This window comes from Micromonospora sp. RHAY321, from assembly GCF_023896955.1.
Taxonomy (GTDB): Bacteria; Actinomycetota; Actinomycetes; order Mycobacteriales; family Micromonosporaceae; genus Micromonospora.
Map to the genome: position 1 here is coordinate 22,237 of NZ_JAMHIW010000024.1, position 14,941 is coordinate 37,177.

General features: G+C 73.4%; 14 protein-coding genes and 1 riboswitch. Of the genes, 9 read left to right on the forward strand and 5 right to left on the reverse strand.

Translation table 11 applies throughout. The features are described 5' to 3' along the window. Positions 1-24: 24 nt before the first annotated feature. From M8C17_RS29885 to M8C17_RS29900, 4 genes are read left to right on the forward strand one after another with little or no spacing between them, the layout of a single operon-like run. Positions 25-276 (forward strand): acyl carrier protein, encoded by a 252-nt coding sequence (locus tag M8C17_RS29885; RefSeq protein ID WP_252419922.1) that lies wholly within the window; start codon positions 25-27, stop codon positions 274-276. Beyond that, positions 273-1,529: an AMP-binding protein gene (locus M8C17_RS29890; RefSeq protein ID WP_252419923.1), complete on the forward strand. Its 1,257-nt coding sequence runs from the start codon at positions 273-275 to the stop codon at positions 1,527-1,529. Before M8C17_RS29885 ends, M8C17_RS29890 begins: the two co-directional genes overlap by 4 nt. Further along, entirely contained in the window at positions 1,522-2,277 is a 756-nt protein-coding gene (locus tag M8C17_RS29895; RefSeq protein ID WP_252419924.1) for an SDR family NAD(P)-dependent oxidoreductase, read from the forward strand. Before M8C17_RS29890 ends, M8C17_RS29895 begins: the two co-directional genes overlap by 8 nt. After that, the gene (locus tag M8C17_RS29900) at positions 2,261-2,770 is read left to right on the forward strand and encodes a hypothetical protein (protein ID WP_252419925.1); all 510 of its coding nucleotides are present in this window, start codon (positions 2,261-2,263) and stop codon (positions 2,768-2,770) included. Before M8C17_RS29895 ends, M8C17_RS29900 begins: the two co-directional genes overlap by 17 nt. Positions 2,771-2,822: 52 nt before the next feature. Here M8C17_RS29900 and pseI read toward each other — a convergent pair whose 3' ends face one another. Together pseI and M8C17_RS29910 are read right to left on the reverse strand one after the other, a co-directional pair. Further along, complete coding sequence (gene pseI / locus M8C17_RS29905) at positions 2,823-3,875, reverse strand: pseudaminic acid synthase (protein ID WP_252419926.1); 1,053 nt, start codon at positions 3,873-3,875, stop codon at positions 2,823-2,825. Positions 3,876-4,008: 133 nt separating this feature from the next. Further along, a complete protein-coding gene (locus M8C17_RS29910; RefSeq protein ID WP_252419927.1) occupies positions 4,009-5,184 on the reverse strand; it encodes a glycosyltransferase in 1,176 nt (391 codons plus the stop codon). Positions 5,185-5,450: 266 nt separating this feature from the next. Here M8C17_RS29910 and M8C17_RS29915 point away from each other — a divergent pair, with 266 nt between their 5' ends. The 4 genes from M8C17_RS29915 (at position 5,451) to M8C17_RS29930 (ending at position 9,616) form a co-directional block, all read left to right on the forward strand. Then, positions 5,451-6,713, forward strand: coding sequence for an acyltransferase (locus M8C17_RS29915; protein ID WP_252419928.1), 1,263 nt, complete (start codon positions 5,451-5,453; stop codon positions 6,711-6,713). Between the two features lie 83 nt (positions 6,714-6,796). Further along, positions 6,797-7,207 carry a hypothetical protein gene (locus M8C17_RS29920; RefSeq protein WP_252419929.1) on the forward strand — a complete coding sequence of 137 codons (411 nt, stop codon included), beginning with the start codon at positions 6,797-6,799 and terminating at the stop codon, positions 7,205-7,207. Positions 7,208-7,333: 126 nt separating this feature from the next. Next, positions 7,334-8,101, forward strand: a complete 768-nt coding sequence (locus tag M8C17_RS29925; protein ID WP_252419930.1) for a hypothetical protein — start codon at positions 7,334-7,336, stop codon at positions 8,099-8,101. 287 nt (positions 8,102-8,388) lie between these two features. Continuing rightward, a riboswitch (cyclic di-AMP (ydaO/yuaA leader) is annotated at positions 8,389-8,529 on the forward strand. A 244-nt stretch (positions 8,530-8,773) separates the two neighbouring features. Next, positions 8,774-9,616, forward strand: coding sequence for a C39 family peptidase (locus M8C17_RS29930; RefSeq protein WP_252419931.1), 843 nt, complete (start codon positions 8,774-8,776; stop codon positions 9,614-9,616). Between the two features lie 70 nt (positions 9,617-9,686). Here the strand turns inward: M8C17_RS29930 and M8C17_RS29935 are convergent, their stop codons facing one another. Further along, a complete protein-coding gene (locus M8C17_RS29935) occupies positions 9,687-10,730 on the reverse strand; it encodes a hypothetical protein (RefSeq protein WP_252419932.1) in 1,044 nt (347 codons plus the stop codon). 147 nt (positions 10,731-10,877) lie between these two features. Here M8C17_RS29935 and M8C17_RS29940 point away from each other — a divergent pair, with 147 nt between their 5' ends. Continuing rightward, positions 10,878-11,624 (forward strand): alpha/beta hydrolase, encoded by a 747-nt coding sequence (locus tag M8C17_RS29940; protein WP_308209605.1) that lies wholly within the window; start codon positions 10,878-10,880, stop codon positions 11,622-11,624. Between the two features lie 4 nt (positions 11,625-11,628). Here M8C17_RS29940 and M8C17_RS29945 read toward each other — a convergent pair whose 3' ends face one another. Beyond that, entirely contained in the window at positions 11,629-13,299 is a 1,671-nt protein-coding gene (locus M8C17_RS29945) for a CDP-glycerol glycerophosphotransferase family protein (protein ID WP_252419934.1), read from the reverse strand. Positions 13,300-13,341: 42 nt separating this feature from the next. Next, complete coding sequence (locus tag M8C17_RS29950; protein ID WP_252419935.1) at positions 13,342-14,859, reverse strand: bifunctional cytidylyltransferase/SDR family oxidoreductase; 1,518 nt, start codon at positions 14,857-14,859, stop codon at positions 13,342-13,344. Between the last annotated feature and the right edge of the window lie 82 nt (positions 14,860-14,941).

A 14,941-nucleotide genomic window follows, 5' to 3' on the forward strand; every position in this document is an offset into this window, starting at 1 on the left:
TCGTCAGGAGGTAGACTCCGGCGCATGAACGAATTGAGTCGCGCGCAGATCCGCGACCTCATGGCTCAGGTGCTGAAGAACCAGGACAAGGAGCTGCCCGCCGACGACGGCGCGCAGTTGCGGGAGATCGGTTTCCGCTCGCTGGACTTCTCCGAGCTGGCCCTGCGGGTGGAGGACGAGACGGGGGAGGAGCTCAACTTCGACGCACCCGGCCTGCGCCGCATCGCCACCGTCTCCGACGTCCTCGACTTCCTCGTCGAGCTCCAGCAGCAGTGACCGTCGCGACACCCCACCCCCCGGCCGGCGCGCGCCCGGCCGGCGCCGACAACCGGCTCGTCGTCGGCGGCACCACAATGACCTGGGGGACGTTGCCGACGCCGGTGCTGCCCGACCCGGCCGCGGTGCTCGCGCACTCCGCCGGTCACGCGCTCGCCGCCGCGCGGCAGCACGCCCTGCACGGCACCGAGCTGCTGCTCAGCACCGTGGGCCGGGTCGACGCGGCCATGCGCGCGGAGCTGCTCGACGCCGGGTTCACGGTGACCGTCCTCGACGACGACGGCGCGCACCCCAGCGCGCCGCCCCGCCCACGCGCCGCCGAACCCGGCCGGCTCTGGCTGCTGACCTCCGGCTCGACCGGCCGTCCCAAGCGGGTCGGGCACACCCTCGACACGCTGACCACCGTGCGGGCGGGCCAGCCGGACCGGACCTGGCTCTGCCCCTACGCCCCCGGCACGTACGCCTGGTGGCAGGTGGTGACCCTGTCGCTGACCCAGGCCGGTCAGCACCTGGTGGTCGTCGAGCCGGACGAGTTGGACGACTGGCCGGCGGTCGCCGCCGCGCACGGGGTCGACGCCGCTTCCGGCACGCCGACCTTCTGGCGGCGCACCCTCTACCGGGACGCCGCCGCGCTGGCCCGGGTGCCGTTGCGCCAGATCACCCTCGGCGGGGAGCCGGTGGACCAGGCGATCCTGGACCAGCTGCGGGAGGTCTTCCCCGCCGCCCGGATCTCCTGGATCTACGCGTCCTCCGAGGTGGGGGCGTCCATCGTGGTGCACGACGGGCGAGCCGGGTTCCCGGCCGCCTGGCTGGGCAGGGAGGCCCCCGGCCGGCCGACCCTCTCCGTTCACAACGACGAGCTGGTGGTCACCTCGCCGTACCACGGGGTCGGGCTGGCCGGCCCGGTCCGCACCGGGGACCGCGTGCAGGTGGTCGACGACCGGGTGCTGATCACCGGCCGGCTGGATTCCGACGAGATCAACGTCGGCGGCAGCAAGGTCTCCGCCGGTGTGGTCCGCGGCGTGCTGACCGGGCATCCCGCGGTGGCGTGGGCCCGGGTCACCGGCCGCAGGGCCCCGGTGCTCGGCCGGATGGTGGTCGCCGAGGTGGTCCTCACCCCCGCCGCCGACGTCACCGACGAGGCCGCACTGGTCCGCTGGTGCGCCGAGCGGCTGCCCGAGCACGCGGTGCCACGCCGGATCCGCGTGCTGACCGAGATCCCCGTCAAGGAGACCCTGAAGAGCGATGTCTGACCTCGCCGACACCCAGCTCGTCCCGCCCAGCTCCGTGGTTCTCGTCTCCGGCGGCTCCCGGGGGCTGGGCCTGGCCATCGTCACCGACCTGCTCGACCACGGCGTACGGGTGGCCGCGTTCGCCCGCACGGTCACCCCGGAGCTGGAGAAGCTCGCCGCCGAGCACCCCGACCGGGTGCACGTCGGCTCCGTGGACGTCACCGACCTGCGCGCCGCCCAGGGCTTCGTCCGCGAGGTGGAGCAGCGCCTCGGCCCGATCGACGGCATCGTCAACAACGCCGCCGTCGGGCAGGACTCCCTGCACGTGCACACGTCGACCGACGACATCGCCCGGATCATCGAGACCAACCTGACCGCGCCGCTGCAGCTGACCCGGCTGGTGATCCGGCGGATGCTCGGCAAGGGGCTGCGCGGGCGGATCGTCAACATCACGTCGATCTGCGCGCAGCGCGGCTTCCCGGGCCTGGTCGCGTACTCGGCCACCAAGGGCGGCATGGACGCCGCCACCCGCTCGCTCGCCCGGGAGCTGGGTGGTCGGATGCTGGTCAACGCGGTCGCTCCCGGTTTCTTCGCCTCGGAGATGTCCGCGGTGCTCGGCCCGACCCAGCTCGACCAGATCGTGCGCCGCACCCCGACCGGCCACCTGACCGAGCCGGTGGAGGTCGTACCGGTGGTCCGGATGCTGCTGCGGGAGCACACCAACATCAACGGCCAGGTCATCGTGGTGGACGGTGCCGCCTCCATCTGACCTGCGACCGGTGCCGCCGGAAGCGGCGACCGGGCCGGTCACCATCGCCGGCCCGGTCGCGCCGTCGCGGCCGGGTGGCGCCGGCGGGCCGCGCCCGGTGCCGGGGCTGCTGGCCGCCGCCGAGCGGCACCTGCGCGTCGGGACCCCGGCCGCGCTGGCCGACGCGGTGACCCGCAGTCACCTCGACGACGGACGCTGCGTGGGCTGGTACGGGCCGCCCGCGCCCGGGTGGCGGGTGGCGATCGACGCGGAGCGCGCGGACGCCCCGGTGCCGCCGGCGCTGGCCCGCCGGTTCGGCGCCGGCGACTTCTGGGCGCGCTGGACCCGGGCCGAGTGCTGCTGCAAGCTGGCCGACATGCCGGTGGTCGCCTGGTGGCGCCGCTACGGTCTGGGTACGCCGGCCGACGGCGCAGCGGTCTGGCGGACCCTGCGGTTGGCCGACCTGGTGATCACCGTCGGCTTCGCCCCAGCGCCCGGCTTCCATCGGGGATGAGGCCGGCGGCACCGCCGCTCGCGTGCCGGGTCTCCTGTCGAGCGTGCACCCGTCAGATCAGGTCCCAGCTCAGGGGAGTGCCGCGCGGCACGTCGGTGGCGAAGGTCCGACCGAGGACCCGGTCGATCTCGACCGGTGCCAGCCCGCCGGCCGGCCGGATGGACCGGACGTTGTGGGCCGTGACCGGGTCGCCGGCCCGTACGTCCTCGACCACGAAGAGCGAACGGCGGAACCGCAGGCCCTCCCGCTCGGCGGGGGTCGGGCCGATCGCGGTGCCGCCCAGCGCCGCGTACGCCCGGCCCGACTCGGCGACCAGGGCCGTCAGCTCCGACGGGTTCAGTGAGAAGTCGGAGTCCACGCCGCCGTCGGCCCGGTCCAGCGTCACGTGCTTCTCGATGAAGCAGGCGCCCAGCGCCACCGACGCGACCGCCACCCCGATGCCGGGCGTGTGGTCGGAGAGCCCCACCGGCACGTCGAACGCGCCGGCCAGCACCGGCAAACGGCGAAGGTTGCTGTCAGCCGGCGGCGCCGGGTAGGACGCCGTGCACGCCAGCAGCACGATGCCCGCCGCACCGCCGTCGCGGGCGGTCCGCACGGCGGCGTCGATCTCGGCCACCGTCGCCATCCCGGTCGAGATCACCATCGGCTTGCCGGTGGAGGCCACCAACCGGATCAGTGGCAGGTCCACCAGCTCCGAGGAAGCAATCTTGTACGCCGGCGCGTCCAGCGACTCCAGCAGCTCCACGGCGGTCGCGTCGAACGGCGACGAGAAGACGGTCAGGCCCCGTGCGCGGGCCCGCGCGAAGATCGGGGCGTGCCACTCGTACGGGGTGTGCGCCCGCTCGTAGAGGCGGTACAGGTTCTCCCCGCCCCACAGCTCGTGCCCGCTGGAGATGCGGAACGCCGGTGTGTCGACGTCGATCGTGATCGTGTCCGGCCGGTACGTCTGGAGCTTGAGGGCGTGTGCCCCGCTGTCGGCCACCGCGTCGACGATGGCCAGCGCCCGGTCCAGGTCGCCGTTGTGGTTACCGGACATCTCGGCGACCACGAAGGGTCGCTCCCCGGCACCGACCGCGTGCGGTCCGATCTTGATTGTCGCCGTCATTCCGACCTCTGCTCAGGTACGCCCGCACCGAGGTGCGGTGGTGCTGTCGTCGTCCGCCCGGCGGGCGGAGGACCTGGAAAACCAGGGCGCCGGGAGCCGACCCGGCTCCCGGCCTGGTGTGCGGTGGAGGGGGTCACGGCAGGCGGCGCCCGGCCAGCGCGTCGACCCGATCCGTGTTCTCGACGGCGCGCTCGCCCGGTGCGGCCGCGGACCGGGCTGGTCGGCCCGGGTCCTCGTCTCCGAGGTCCGGCCCGGCACCGTTGTCGGCATCCCCCGTGGCGCCGCCCCGGCGCAGCCGGCCCGCGACCCGGTGCGCCTGACGCAGCGCCGAGTACGACAGGTAGTCACCGCGGCCGACCAGACGGTGCTTGAGCCCGGCCACGCCCGGTGGCACCGGGTAGCCACCGGCGGGCAGGTAGCGGCGGTAGTGCTCGGCCACCCGATGGAAGAAGGCCCGCCGCAGGTGCGGGTGCAGCCGGTCGTCGTTGCCGACCACCACCAGGAGGTGGCTGATCATCAACTCGAACAGTTCGGCCTGCAACTGCTCGTCCGGATGCCGCCGCCGGGCCCAGTCCATCAGCCGTTCGTACTGCGCGAAGGCGTCGAAGTGCCGGCCGCTGCGGGTGGAGGTGATCGCACCCTGCCGGCCCTGCCGGTACAGGTAGCAGACCTGGTCGAGGACGGAGATCTTCTCCGCGCCGATGAGCAGCGGGTGGCTGAACGGGATGTCCTCGTACCAGCCGGGGAAGAACCGCAGCTCCAGCTCGTCGAGGAAGGCCCGGCGGACCACCTTGTTCCACGCGGTGTGCTGCACACGAAGCAGCTGCGGCTGGTCGGCCAGACGGGCCACGCCGGGCATCCCGCGCAGCAGGTGACTGCTCGCGTCGACCTCACGCCGGCCGTCCTCGTGCACCCGCAGGTGGTCCAGCATCAGCACGTCGGGCTGGTGCTGGCGCAGCCGGTCCAGCACCGCTGCGATGGTGCCCGGCGGCAGCCAGTCGTCGCTGTCGACGAACCAGACGTACCGGCCGGTGGCCACGTCGAGACCGGCGTTGCGGGCCAGGCCCAGGCCCACGTTGCTGCTCAGGTGGACGACGCGGACCCCGTCGCGGCCGGCGGCGTACGACCGCAGCATCGCGCCGCAGCCGTCCGGGGAGGCGTCGTCGACGGCGATCAGTTCGACCGCCCCCGCCTCGCCCGCCGGTACGTCGGCCCGGATCGACTCAAGGCACTGGTAGAGGTACGCCTCGACGCCGTACACGGGCACGACGATGCTCAGCAGCGGTGCGTGCGTCGGCTCATTGACCACGCCGCCACCTTCGACGACCCGGATGGCCGGGCTCGGAACCTGACGTGGCCGACGAAGGTGGAATCCCTGAACTTGCGCGGAGCGGAAGGTTAACGCGGCCCTCCGGCGCCGGTGGGACACGTCCGGTTCACCCTGGAGTGACCCGGTAGGGTGCCCCGGGTGCGGCCCTGCCCCGGCCGCCGTGGGCGTCGCCGTCGCGCCGTCCGACGCCGCGCCGAGGAGGAGACGCACGTGCTGGTGATCCTGCGGAGCGCCGGGACCTCGGCATGACGAGCACCGTCGCCGAGTCGGCGGCCCGGCCCGCGCCCACCGCCACCCGGCTGCCCTCGCTGACCGGGCTGCGGTGGATCGCCGCGTTGCTGGTCTTCGGCTTCCACGCCGGGACCATGCGGATCATCACCGAGCCGGACTACAGGGCCGTGGTCGACACGCTGTTCACCCTCGGCCTGTCCGGGGTGCAGTTCTTCTTCATCCTCAGCGGCTTCGTGCTGGTCTGGTCGGCCCGCCAGGGCGACTCCCGGCGGAGCTTCTGGCGGCGCCGGGTCGCCAAGATCTATCCGAACCATCTGGTGCTGTGGGCCGCGGCGCTGCTGGTCGCCTGGTGGTTCGCCGATCCGGTGCTGCCGGCCGCCGCGCTGGAGAACCTGCTGCTGCTGCAGGCCTGGGACCCCCGGCCGGGCTGGTTCTACAGCATCAACACGGTGAGCTGGTCGCTGTCCTGCGAGTTCTTCTTCTACCTCTGCCTGCCGTTGGCCCTGCCGTTGCTGCGCCGCTCCCGGCCGGCGTTGCTCTGGACGCTGGTCGTCGCGTTGCCGCTGCTGATCCTCGCGCTCTGGCCGGCGCAGCACCTGGTGCCGGAGGCCAGCCGCTGGTGGTTCACCCAGGTCTTCCCGCCGGTGCGGTCGCTGGAGTTCTGGTTGGGCGCGGTGGCGGCCGAGCTGATGCGCCGCGGGCTCTGGCGGGGCCCCGGGTTGACCGCGGCCAGCCTGATCTTCGTGGTCACCTGGCTGGCCGCCGCCCAGTGGATCCGCGCCGAGCTGTGGACCACCCTGCTCGCGGTGGCGTACCTGCTGGTGATCACCGCCGCCGCGGACGCCGACGTGCGGGGGCTGCGCTCGCCGTGGCGGTCGCGGCCGCTGGTGTGGCTCGGCGAGGTCTCGTTCGCCTTCTACCTGGTGCACGTGCTGGTGATGACGAGCGTGCTGCGGTGGACCGGGGACTGGGGGACCGGCTTCGGCGGCTGGCGCGGCCCGGCGGCGGTGCTCGGCTTCCTGCTGGTGAACCTGGTCCTCGCCGGGCTCCTGCATCGCTTCGTGGAGACCCCGATGATGCGGCGGCTCGCGCCGCGCCGCCCGGCCCGCCCGGCGGTCGTCCCGCGACAGCGGACCGGCGGCGCCCAAGCCGGCCGCACCGAACCCGGCGGCACCGCGCAGGCTCGTGGTGCGGAGGCCGAGGCCGAGGCCACCGGATCGCACGACGTCGAAGTGGACCGACCCGGCGAGCGAGCGACCTACGCCGAGTCGCGCTGACACCGTCCATCCTGGTCGGCGCGGCGTGCGCCGACACGCCCGGCACCCATGCACCCGGGCGGCCACGACGGTAGCGTGGGTACGTGCTTCCGGTCGCGCTCACCTGTCCGCTGTGGTGGGTGGCGCGCTGGGCGACACGTGTGCTGACCAGCCTCGCCGTCGTCGCCGCCCTCGCGCTCGGCGCGGGCACGGCCCCCGCCACCGCCTCCGGGTCGATGGCGCCGGCCTCCGGGCCGACGGCGTTCACCCCCGGGCTGCTCGCGCCCACGCCCCGCCCCGCCCCGGCCGGCGGTGCCGCACACACGACGCCGATCGGCGCCGAGGGAGCCGTCGAGCAGGCCGGCCCGACGTGGTCGACCGACGGGCAGGCAACGCCCCTCGCTGAACAGGCCGCCGCCGTCGACGCGGCGCCGGTTCGCGCGGCCGGCGCCAGCCGGCTGCCCCGCTCTGCCGGCCCGGCCAGCCGGGCGCCCCGGGCCCCACCCGCACGCTGAGCCACCGGGACGCGTCCCGCCGCCGCACTTGTCGACTCATCCGCTCCGCACCCCGCCGACCCGTGGCCCGCCGCCGGTGGCCCGTGCGGATCCTCATCGCATCACTCTCTCCCCGAGGTGCCGACCATGGAGACCGTCGTCTTCCACCATTTCCTGACCGAGGTGCCGCAGGCCGCCGCCATCTGGTCAGCCCTGTTCCTGCTCGCTCTCACCGTGCTCGCCGTGCTCGTCGCCCGCCCGGAGCGGGACCAGCCGGCGGTCGACCCGGCGCCGGCGCCGAGCGCCCGGGAGGTGGCCGAGGCCGAGGCCGCCGACCTGCGCCGGTACGCCGAGGAGGTCGCCGTCGCCGCTGCCGGCGCTGCGCAGACCGCCCGCCGGCGGCGCGCCGACTGGCTGACCGCTCAGGAACAGGTGGAGCAGGCCTGGGCCAGGTACGACGAGGCGGACACCGCCGCCCGTCGGTTCGACGGGGCCGGCGCGCTGCCCACCCCGCGTACCCCTCGGACCCCCGCCGAGTACGCCGCCCGGGAGCGCTATCTGCATCGTGCGGCGATGGAGGCGCACTGGCGCGGTGACCTGTCCATGCGGCAGCTCGGTGACGTCTTCGCGCACCGCAACGGCTGGGATCCCCGCCGGCACCCCGTCGAGCAGGAGGCGCTGCTGAGCCGGGCGGTCCGGGACGCGCGGCTGGCCGACTACCGGGCCGCGGCCGGGCGGGAACGGTCGGCGTGGCGGGACGCGGAACTGGCCGCCTCCTCGGCCCGGGCGCTCGCCGAGGAGGCGTACGCGGCGGCGGCCCGGCTGCGCCCGAACACGCTACCGGCACGTCGCACGATGACCGCGGCGCTGCGTCCGGCGGCCGTGACGCGGTGGCGTCCGGCCCGGGTCGGCTGAGTCGCCGATTAGGGACGTGAGCCCGGTCACACCCGCTCGAAACCGGGCGCACGGCACGATCGGCGCGATTGTTCCCGCGAATCCGGTGCCGTTGTCACCGGCCTGTCCGGTTCCCGCCCGCAGGCGCCTCCGTAACCGGTTGTCCCATCGAGTCGCGTCAGTGGCAATACGCGCAGAAATTGCTGCGCCATTTCAGGTTTACGCAGGTGAACCTGGCTTGGCAGGGTGGGAACACGACCAGTAGTGTCGTCCCGTCCGGTGCGGTAACCGTTCGCAAGAGGCGACGCCGCGCCGACCCGCTTAATCGTGATCAACGAACCGGGGACCCACCAGTAAGTCCGGGGTGAATCCGCGAGCCACGGCTGCGGTAGGGCGATCTTCCCGCCCGAATCCGTCAGCTAACCCGGTAGGCGGTGTCGGAAGGAGTTCCATCCTCGTGCAGCAACTCTCCACCCCTCGGTTGTTCCCTCGCCTCCACGGCGCCGCGGTGCCCCCGCCCATCCGTCTTGTGACGGTGAGCTGACCCCCGGGTCACCGCCTCTTCCGCCCGGCCACGCCGGGCCATCCCCTGAGCGGTTCATCATCCGCGGACCACGGTCCGCGCGTTGGCGCCTGCCCGGATACCGGTCCGGCCCCGGTGTGCCGCTCTCCCCCTGATCCGTGGAGGACCCCGTGAAGCACACCCTGCAGCGTCAGCTCCGCCGCCTCACCAGCGAGCGCCCGTACCAGATCGTCGCCGCCTCCGCCGCGGCCCTCGCGATCGCCACCACCGGCGGCGCCCTGCTCGCCGGCACCGACGGCGCCCCGGCCACCCAGCACACCGCGACCACGGTCGCCGAGATGCGCAGCGACACCGCTGCCTCCCGTGGCGACGCGCGCGACGCGTCCCCCTCGGCCAGTTCCGCGCCGACCACCACCGCTCCCGCGCCGGCCACCAGCGCCGCGTCGCCCGCCGCCAAGGCCAGCAGCAACCCGGACCTGACCCGTAAGCCGCAGCCGCCGAAGCCGCCCGCGACCAAGGTGCTCGACTACGACTACCAGGCGCAGAACACGTACTACAACTGTGGCCCGGCGGCCACCCGCAACGCCCTCAGCGCCACCGGCATCGACCGCACCCAGGACGAGCTGGGCGCCGAGCTGGGCACCACCGAGATGGGCACCAACTCCGCCCTGGACACCACCCGGGTGCTCAACGCCGAGGTGAAGGGCTCCCCGTACCGGACCCGCATGTTCGCCGGCACGCCCAGCCCCGCGCAGATGGACCAGCTCCAGGCCGACGTGGTCGCGGCCATCAGCGCCGGTCGCGGCGTGGTGGCCAACGTCGTCGGCGACGCCACCGACACCAACGGCGGCTGGCACTCCTACGGCGGTGGCCACTACATCGCCGTCGTGGGTTACAAGGACAACGGCCGGACCGTGCGGATCGCCGACTCGGCGAACGCCGCCGACCCGGCGTACTGGATCACCACGATCGACCTGGCGAACTGGATCGCCACTCGGGGTTACTCCGCCTGACCCGGGCGCAGCCGCCGCGGGCGCCGTCCCCCACGAGGGGCCGGCGCCCGCGGCGTCCGCGTCGGTGCGATCAGTAGCTGACGAAGCCGTACAGCGCGAGGTGGTTGGACTTCGTCCCGCTGACCGTGTGGTCGATTACGGACGGCTGGACGCTGCCCTTCACGAAGAGATAATCGATCTTGCTGGAGCCGCTGGTGGCCTTCGACCCGTAGCCGGTCATGCCGTACCCGCTCAGCGTGCCCGACGCGATGCCCGTACGGTTCGCGTCGATGCCCACGATGCGGATCGTCGAGGCGTTCAGCAGGCTGGTCGCGTCCGCACCGAGGTGGATGCCGCTGTTGGCGATGCCCGGGTCGCCGTCGCCGGCGCACGCGTTCTGCCGGTTCTCCTGGGGTAGGTGCATCGTCGCGGCGAACACGCTGGTGCCGGTGGCCTTGATGGTGAACCGGGCCGCGATGGCGCTGGTCCGCTTCCACTTGTAGTAGTCGGTGCTGTCCGGGTCGCTGTTCGGCGGCTTGTAGAGCGTGCATCCGGCGCCGTTGTCGTAGGCCGTGCCGGGCTTGAGCCAGCCCGCGCTCCAGTACTTCGAGATGTCACCGGCGGCGAGGCTGAGCGTCCTGGTGTTCCAGATGATCCCGTTGGTCTGCTTCTTCTTGAGGTCACCGAGCGCCTGGGAGCTGCACCTGTGCGTGCTGCCCCACGGCTCCGGGTCACTCCAGGCGACGACCGCACCGTACGTGCCGGGCGGGTAGCCGAACTTGGCCGACAGTTGATCGGCGTACGCCTCGGCCTGGCCGGTGCCGCGTACCTGCTGCACGATGAGGATGTCGGGCGCCACCACACCGGTGGTGCCGGTGCGGCCGGCGTCGTCGACCAGGATCGAGGTCAGGTGGTCCGGCCCGGAGATCCGGGTGCACGTCCCATCGGAGTTGTTGACCACCAGGTTCTCGATGTTGTTGTTGTAGACCCGCAGGACCCGGTCGGCGGCCACCGCCGTGTCGGCGCCTCGGGCAGGGCTGGCTGGTGTGGTGCCGAGAGCGGGGGTGCCGGGCACGGTGGCGAGCGCGACGGCCGCCAGGGCCGCCGCCAGTGCTGATCGACGCTTCGTACGCACGGTCGGCTCTCCTCTCGCGATGGCTCGACGGTGGCCGAGCCCGTCCAGGCGCCGGACTCTACAGTGGATCTTCCCGGCACGGTGTCCCCGCGCGCGTCGCCGGCGACGGCTCTCGTACCAGCGGTCGAACCGTGCAAGACTGCGGCCGTGGTGGATGAACCAGGTGGCCGGGCAGGCCGCGGACCGGTCCTGTTGCTTCTGCACGGGATGGGGGCGACCGGCGACGTCTGGCTGCCCTGGGCGCCGCTGCTGGAGCAGCACTGGCCCGGGCGGTGGCTGGCACCGGACCTCGCCGGTCACGGTTGGTCGGCGCCGCTGCCGTCGTACTCCTTCGACGGGTTCGCCGAGCGGATCGCCCACGGCCTGGCCGCCGACGACCGGGTCGTCGTGCTCGGGCACTCGCTGGGCGGGGTGGTCGGCCTGGCGCTGGCCGCCCGCGCCGCCGGCACGCGGGTGGACGCCATGGTCGGGCTGGGCATCAAGGCCGTCTGGTCACCCGAGGAACTGACCCGCGCCGCCGAACTCGCCGCCCGCCCGGTCGCCTGGTTCCCCAGCCGCACCGAGGCGGCCCGCCGCTACCTGCGGGTCTCCGGGCTCTCCGGCCTGCTTCCGCCCGACCATCCGGTGGTCGACGCCGGGCTGCGCCAGGTCGACGGCCGGTGGCGGCTGGCGATGGACCCGGGCGCGTTCGCCGTTGGCGAGCCGGACCTCGCCGCTCTGGTGGCCGCGACGGACGTGCCGGTGGTGCTGGCCCGAGGCGAGCACGACCCGATGGTCACCGACGCCCAGCTGAAGGAGTTCGGCGTACCGGTCGCCACGCTGCCGGGGCTGGGGCACAACGCGCACGTGGAGGACCCGGCGGCGGTGCTGGCGCTGCTGGACGCGTACCGCTGAGCCGCTACACCGGGGTCGACGTGGCCAGGGGCCTCGCCGGCGCCAACTCCTGCCGGGCGGCGGTCAGGAACGCGTCGGCGTACGACTCGGCCGGGAAGTCACCCAGGTAGCGGCGGCGGGTCGCCCAGCGCGCCTCGGCCAGCGGGTCGGTGTCCAGCAGTGCGGTCAGCACGTCGTCCACATTCGACATGTCGCGGCGCAGCACGTAGCCCGACCCGGCCAGCGGGAAGCGGTCCACGAACCGGTCGCCCCCGTCGCCCATGTCGGTGACCGCGTAGGGCTTGCCGGAGTAGAGGTAGTCGGAGATCACCCCGGACACGTCGGAGACGAGCGCGTCCGAGGCGTTGACGCACTCGGTCAGGCTCAGCTCCCGGGCCGCCGCGCCCATCACGTGCTGCCGCCCCGTGCGGGCCCGGTCGGCGGCCAGCAGCTCGGTCAGCCGGCCCAGTTGCCGGGCCGAGGCCGGGTTCTGCGCGGTGTACGGGTGGGCGCGCAGGATCACCGTGGCGCCGCGCTCCAGCAGCCGCCGCAGCAGGCTCTCCGCCACGGGCAGCGAGCAGTAGTCGGCGTCGGCGTGGTGCCCGGTCCACGTCGGGGTGTAGAGCACGGTCGGGTGTGCCAGCCCGCGCACCGGCTCCGGGCGTACCTCGATCGACTCGACCTGCGGGCGGCCCACCACCACGAACTTCTCCGCCGGGATCCGCACCCCGGCACGGGCGTACCGGTCGATCGCGGCCGGACCGGCCACGAAGATCCGGTCGAAGATCCCGGACACCGGGTTGGCGCTCGGCGCCTTGTCGCTGTCGCCGTGGTGCAACTGGACGTGGGTGAGCTGGGTGAACCGGATGCAGTGGCTGTTCTTCGCCCCGTGGTTGACGTAGAACGCCGCCCGCAGGCTCGGCACCAGAGCCTCGTCGAGCGTCCGCAGGGTGGGGCAGTAGACCACCGGGGCGTTGGTGGCGGCCCCGATCGGCGCCAGGAACTCCGGCTCGCGCAGCACGACCATGAACGGCCGGCCGATCCGCTCCAGGTACGGCAGCCACATGGTCACCTGGTACTCGGAGCCGGGCGGGGCGGAGAAGTAGAGCAGGAACTCCGGCTGGTGCCGGCGCAGCGCGCGGGCCACCGCCCCGCCACCGGCGGTCGGCCGGAACCGTCGCCGGGCCAGGTCCAGTGCGACCGCCCCGGCTCCGGCGCCCACCACCAGGCTGGCGACCAGCGCCACCGCTGCGGGCAGGGCCAGCGCGGCGGCCAGGGACACCGCGGCGAGCAACCCGAGCAGGGCGGTGCCGAGCTGGTCGGCGATCACCGGGGTCCAGGCGCGCACCGGCAGGTTGACCGCCCGGATCTCCAGGTTGCCGGCGGTGCGCAGCGGCCCCACCAGCAGCACCAGCCCCAGCAGGACCAGCGCCGTGGCGACGAGTGCCGGGTCGAGCCCGTCGTCCAGCCGTCGGGAGTATCCGACCAGGACCGCGGCGGCGATCAGCGCCGTCTCGGCGACGAGGTCCGCACCGGGCCGGATCCGCCGTTCAGCGGCCGCCGCGGCCAGCGCGCCGACGGCCAGCGCCAGCCCCCAGCCGGTGGCGCCGGTCAGCGCCACCACGACGAAGGCCAGCACGGCCAGGCCGGTGCTCAGGCACCGGGCGGCCAGCTTTCGGACCAGGTCACCGCGCATGTCGCTCCGTTCGCCGCCGTCGGTGTTCCGCCGCCGTCAGCGTCAGCTCGCGGACGCCGCGCCGGCCGGCGCCTCGACCCGACCCGGCGCGGACTGGGCCGGCACGGCCGGCGCGGCGGTGTCACCGGGCGCCCGACGTACGTCGATCACCTGGCCGGTCAGCTCGGAGATCAGCACGTCCAGCGACGACTGGGCGACGGCCTCGGCGGCGAGCAGGGTGTGCTCGGGCTCCTCGCCGAAGGCGCGGGTCCGCATCGGGGTCGCCGTCCGCTCCGGGTTGATGCAGTTGACGCGTACGCCGAACTCGGCCCACTCGTCGGCGAGTGCCTGGGTGAGGTTGACCAGGGCGGCCTTGGTGGCCGAGTAGAGCGCGTAGCGGGCCCGGCCCCGGGTGTAGGAGCTGGACGTGTAGAGCAATAGCTGACCCTTGGTCTGCTGGAGGTACGGCAGCGACTGCCGGGCGATGGTGACCGGGCCGACGAAGTTGACCTGGAGCACGCGGTCCATGGTCGCCTCGTCCATCTCGGCCAGGGCGCCCTTCTCCAGGACCCCGGCGGTGACCACCACGTGGTCGATCCGGCCGGTGGCCTCGAAGGCGGTCTTCAGTGCGGCCTCGACGTCCTCGGCCCGCTCGACGTGCGTGCCGGTGGTGGAGCGGCTGAAGGGGAAGACCTGGGCGCCGTAGCGCTGGGCCAGCTCGCTCAGCTCGTGGCCGATGCCGTAGCTGCCGCCGAACACCACGATGGTGCGGCCGGTCAGCTCCTCGGTGTAGCTGCGGTGGTCGGTCAGCCGGGGCGCCTGCGCCGCGGCGAGCTGGAAGAGCTTGTCCGCCAGGTGCACGTCGACCGGGTGGGTGACCTTGATGTTCTCGTCCGAGCCGTCGATCACCTTGATGGGCGTGCCGGGCAGGTAGCGCAGCACCACGCCGCAGTCGTCGGTGGCGGCGAAGTTCGGGTCACCCTCGGCGATCCGGTACGCCTCGCGGATGGTGGGGGAGCGGAACGCCTGCGGGGTCTGCCCGCGACGCAGCCGGGAGCGCACCGGGATGTCGGTGATGCAGTCGTTGTCGTCCACCTGGATGATCGTGTCCGCGGACGGGATGGCCACGTCCACGGCGTCGTAGGTCCAGAGGGCGTTCACGCACTCGCGGACGATCCGGCCGCTGAGCAGCGGACGCACCGCGTCGTGGAAGAGGATGTTGCAGTCCGCCGGGCCGACCGCGTCCAGCGCGATCCGGGTGGTGGCGTTGCGGGTGTCGCCGCCCTCGATCACCTTGGTGACCTTGCGCAGGCCGGCCTTCTCGACGATCTGCCGGGCGTCCTCGACGTGCCCGGTCGCCATCAGCACGATGATCTCGTCGATCTCCGGCGCGGCCTCGAACACCGCCAGGGTGTGCTCGATGATCGGCTTACCGGCGATCTTCAGGAGCTGCTTCGGGATGCCGAGGCCCAGCCGGGTCCCGGTGCCGCCGGCCAGCACCACGGCCACCGTCCGCGAGGGCCGCCACGGTGCCGGGGTCTCCGGGGCGGCGTCCGGGCCAGTGGTCTGGTCCTGCGTCATTGCCGGATCCTCACTCTCAGGAATGCGTTAACGGAAGGTTCCGCCCGAGCGGCGACGGAATGAACCTTAACGCGCGAACCGC

What these genes read in the sequence shown, in the direction of transcription:
- M8C17_RS29885 (WP_252419922.1), top strand. Translation starts at nt 25, where the DNA reads ATGAACGAATTGAGTCGCGCGCAGATCCGCGACCTCATGGCTCAGGTG.
- M8C17_RS29895 (WP_252419924.1), top strand. Translation starts at nt 1,522, where the DNA reads ATGTCTGACCTCGCCGACACCCAGCTCGTCCCGCCCAGCTCCGTGGTT.
- pseI (WP_252419926.1), bottom strand. Translation starts at nt 3,875, where the DNA reads ATGACGGCGACAATCAAGATCGGACCGCACGCGGTCGGTGCCGGGGAG.
- M8C17_RS29915 (WP_252419928.1), top strand. Translation starts at nt 5,451, where the DNA reads ATGACGAGCACCGTCGCCGAGTCGGCGGCCCGGCCCGCGCCCACCGCC.
- M8C17_RS29925 (WP_252419930.1), top strand. Translation starts at nt 7,334, where the DNA reads ATGGAGACCGTCGTCTTCCACCATTTCCTGACCGAGGTGCCGCAGGCC.
- M8C17_RS29945 (WP_252419934.1), bottom strand. Translation starts at nt 13,299, where the DNA reads ATGCGCGGTGACCTGGTCCGAAAGCTGGCCGCCCGGTGCCTGAGCACC.
- M8C17_RS29950 (WP_252419935.1), bottom strand. Translation starts at nt 14,859, where the DNA reads ATGACGCAGGACCAGACCACTGGCCCGGACGCCGCCCCGGAGACCCCG.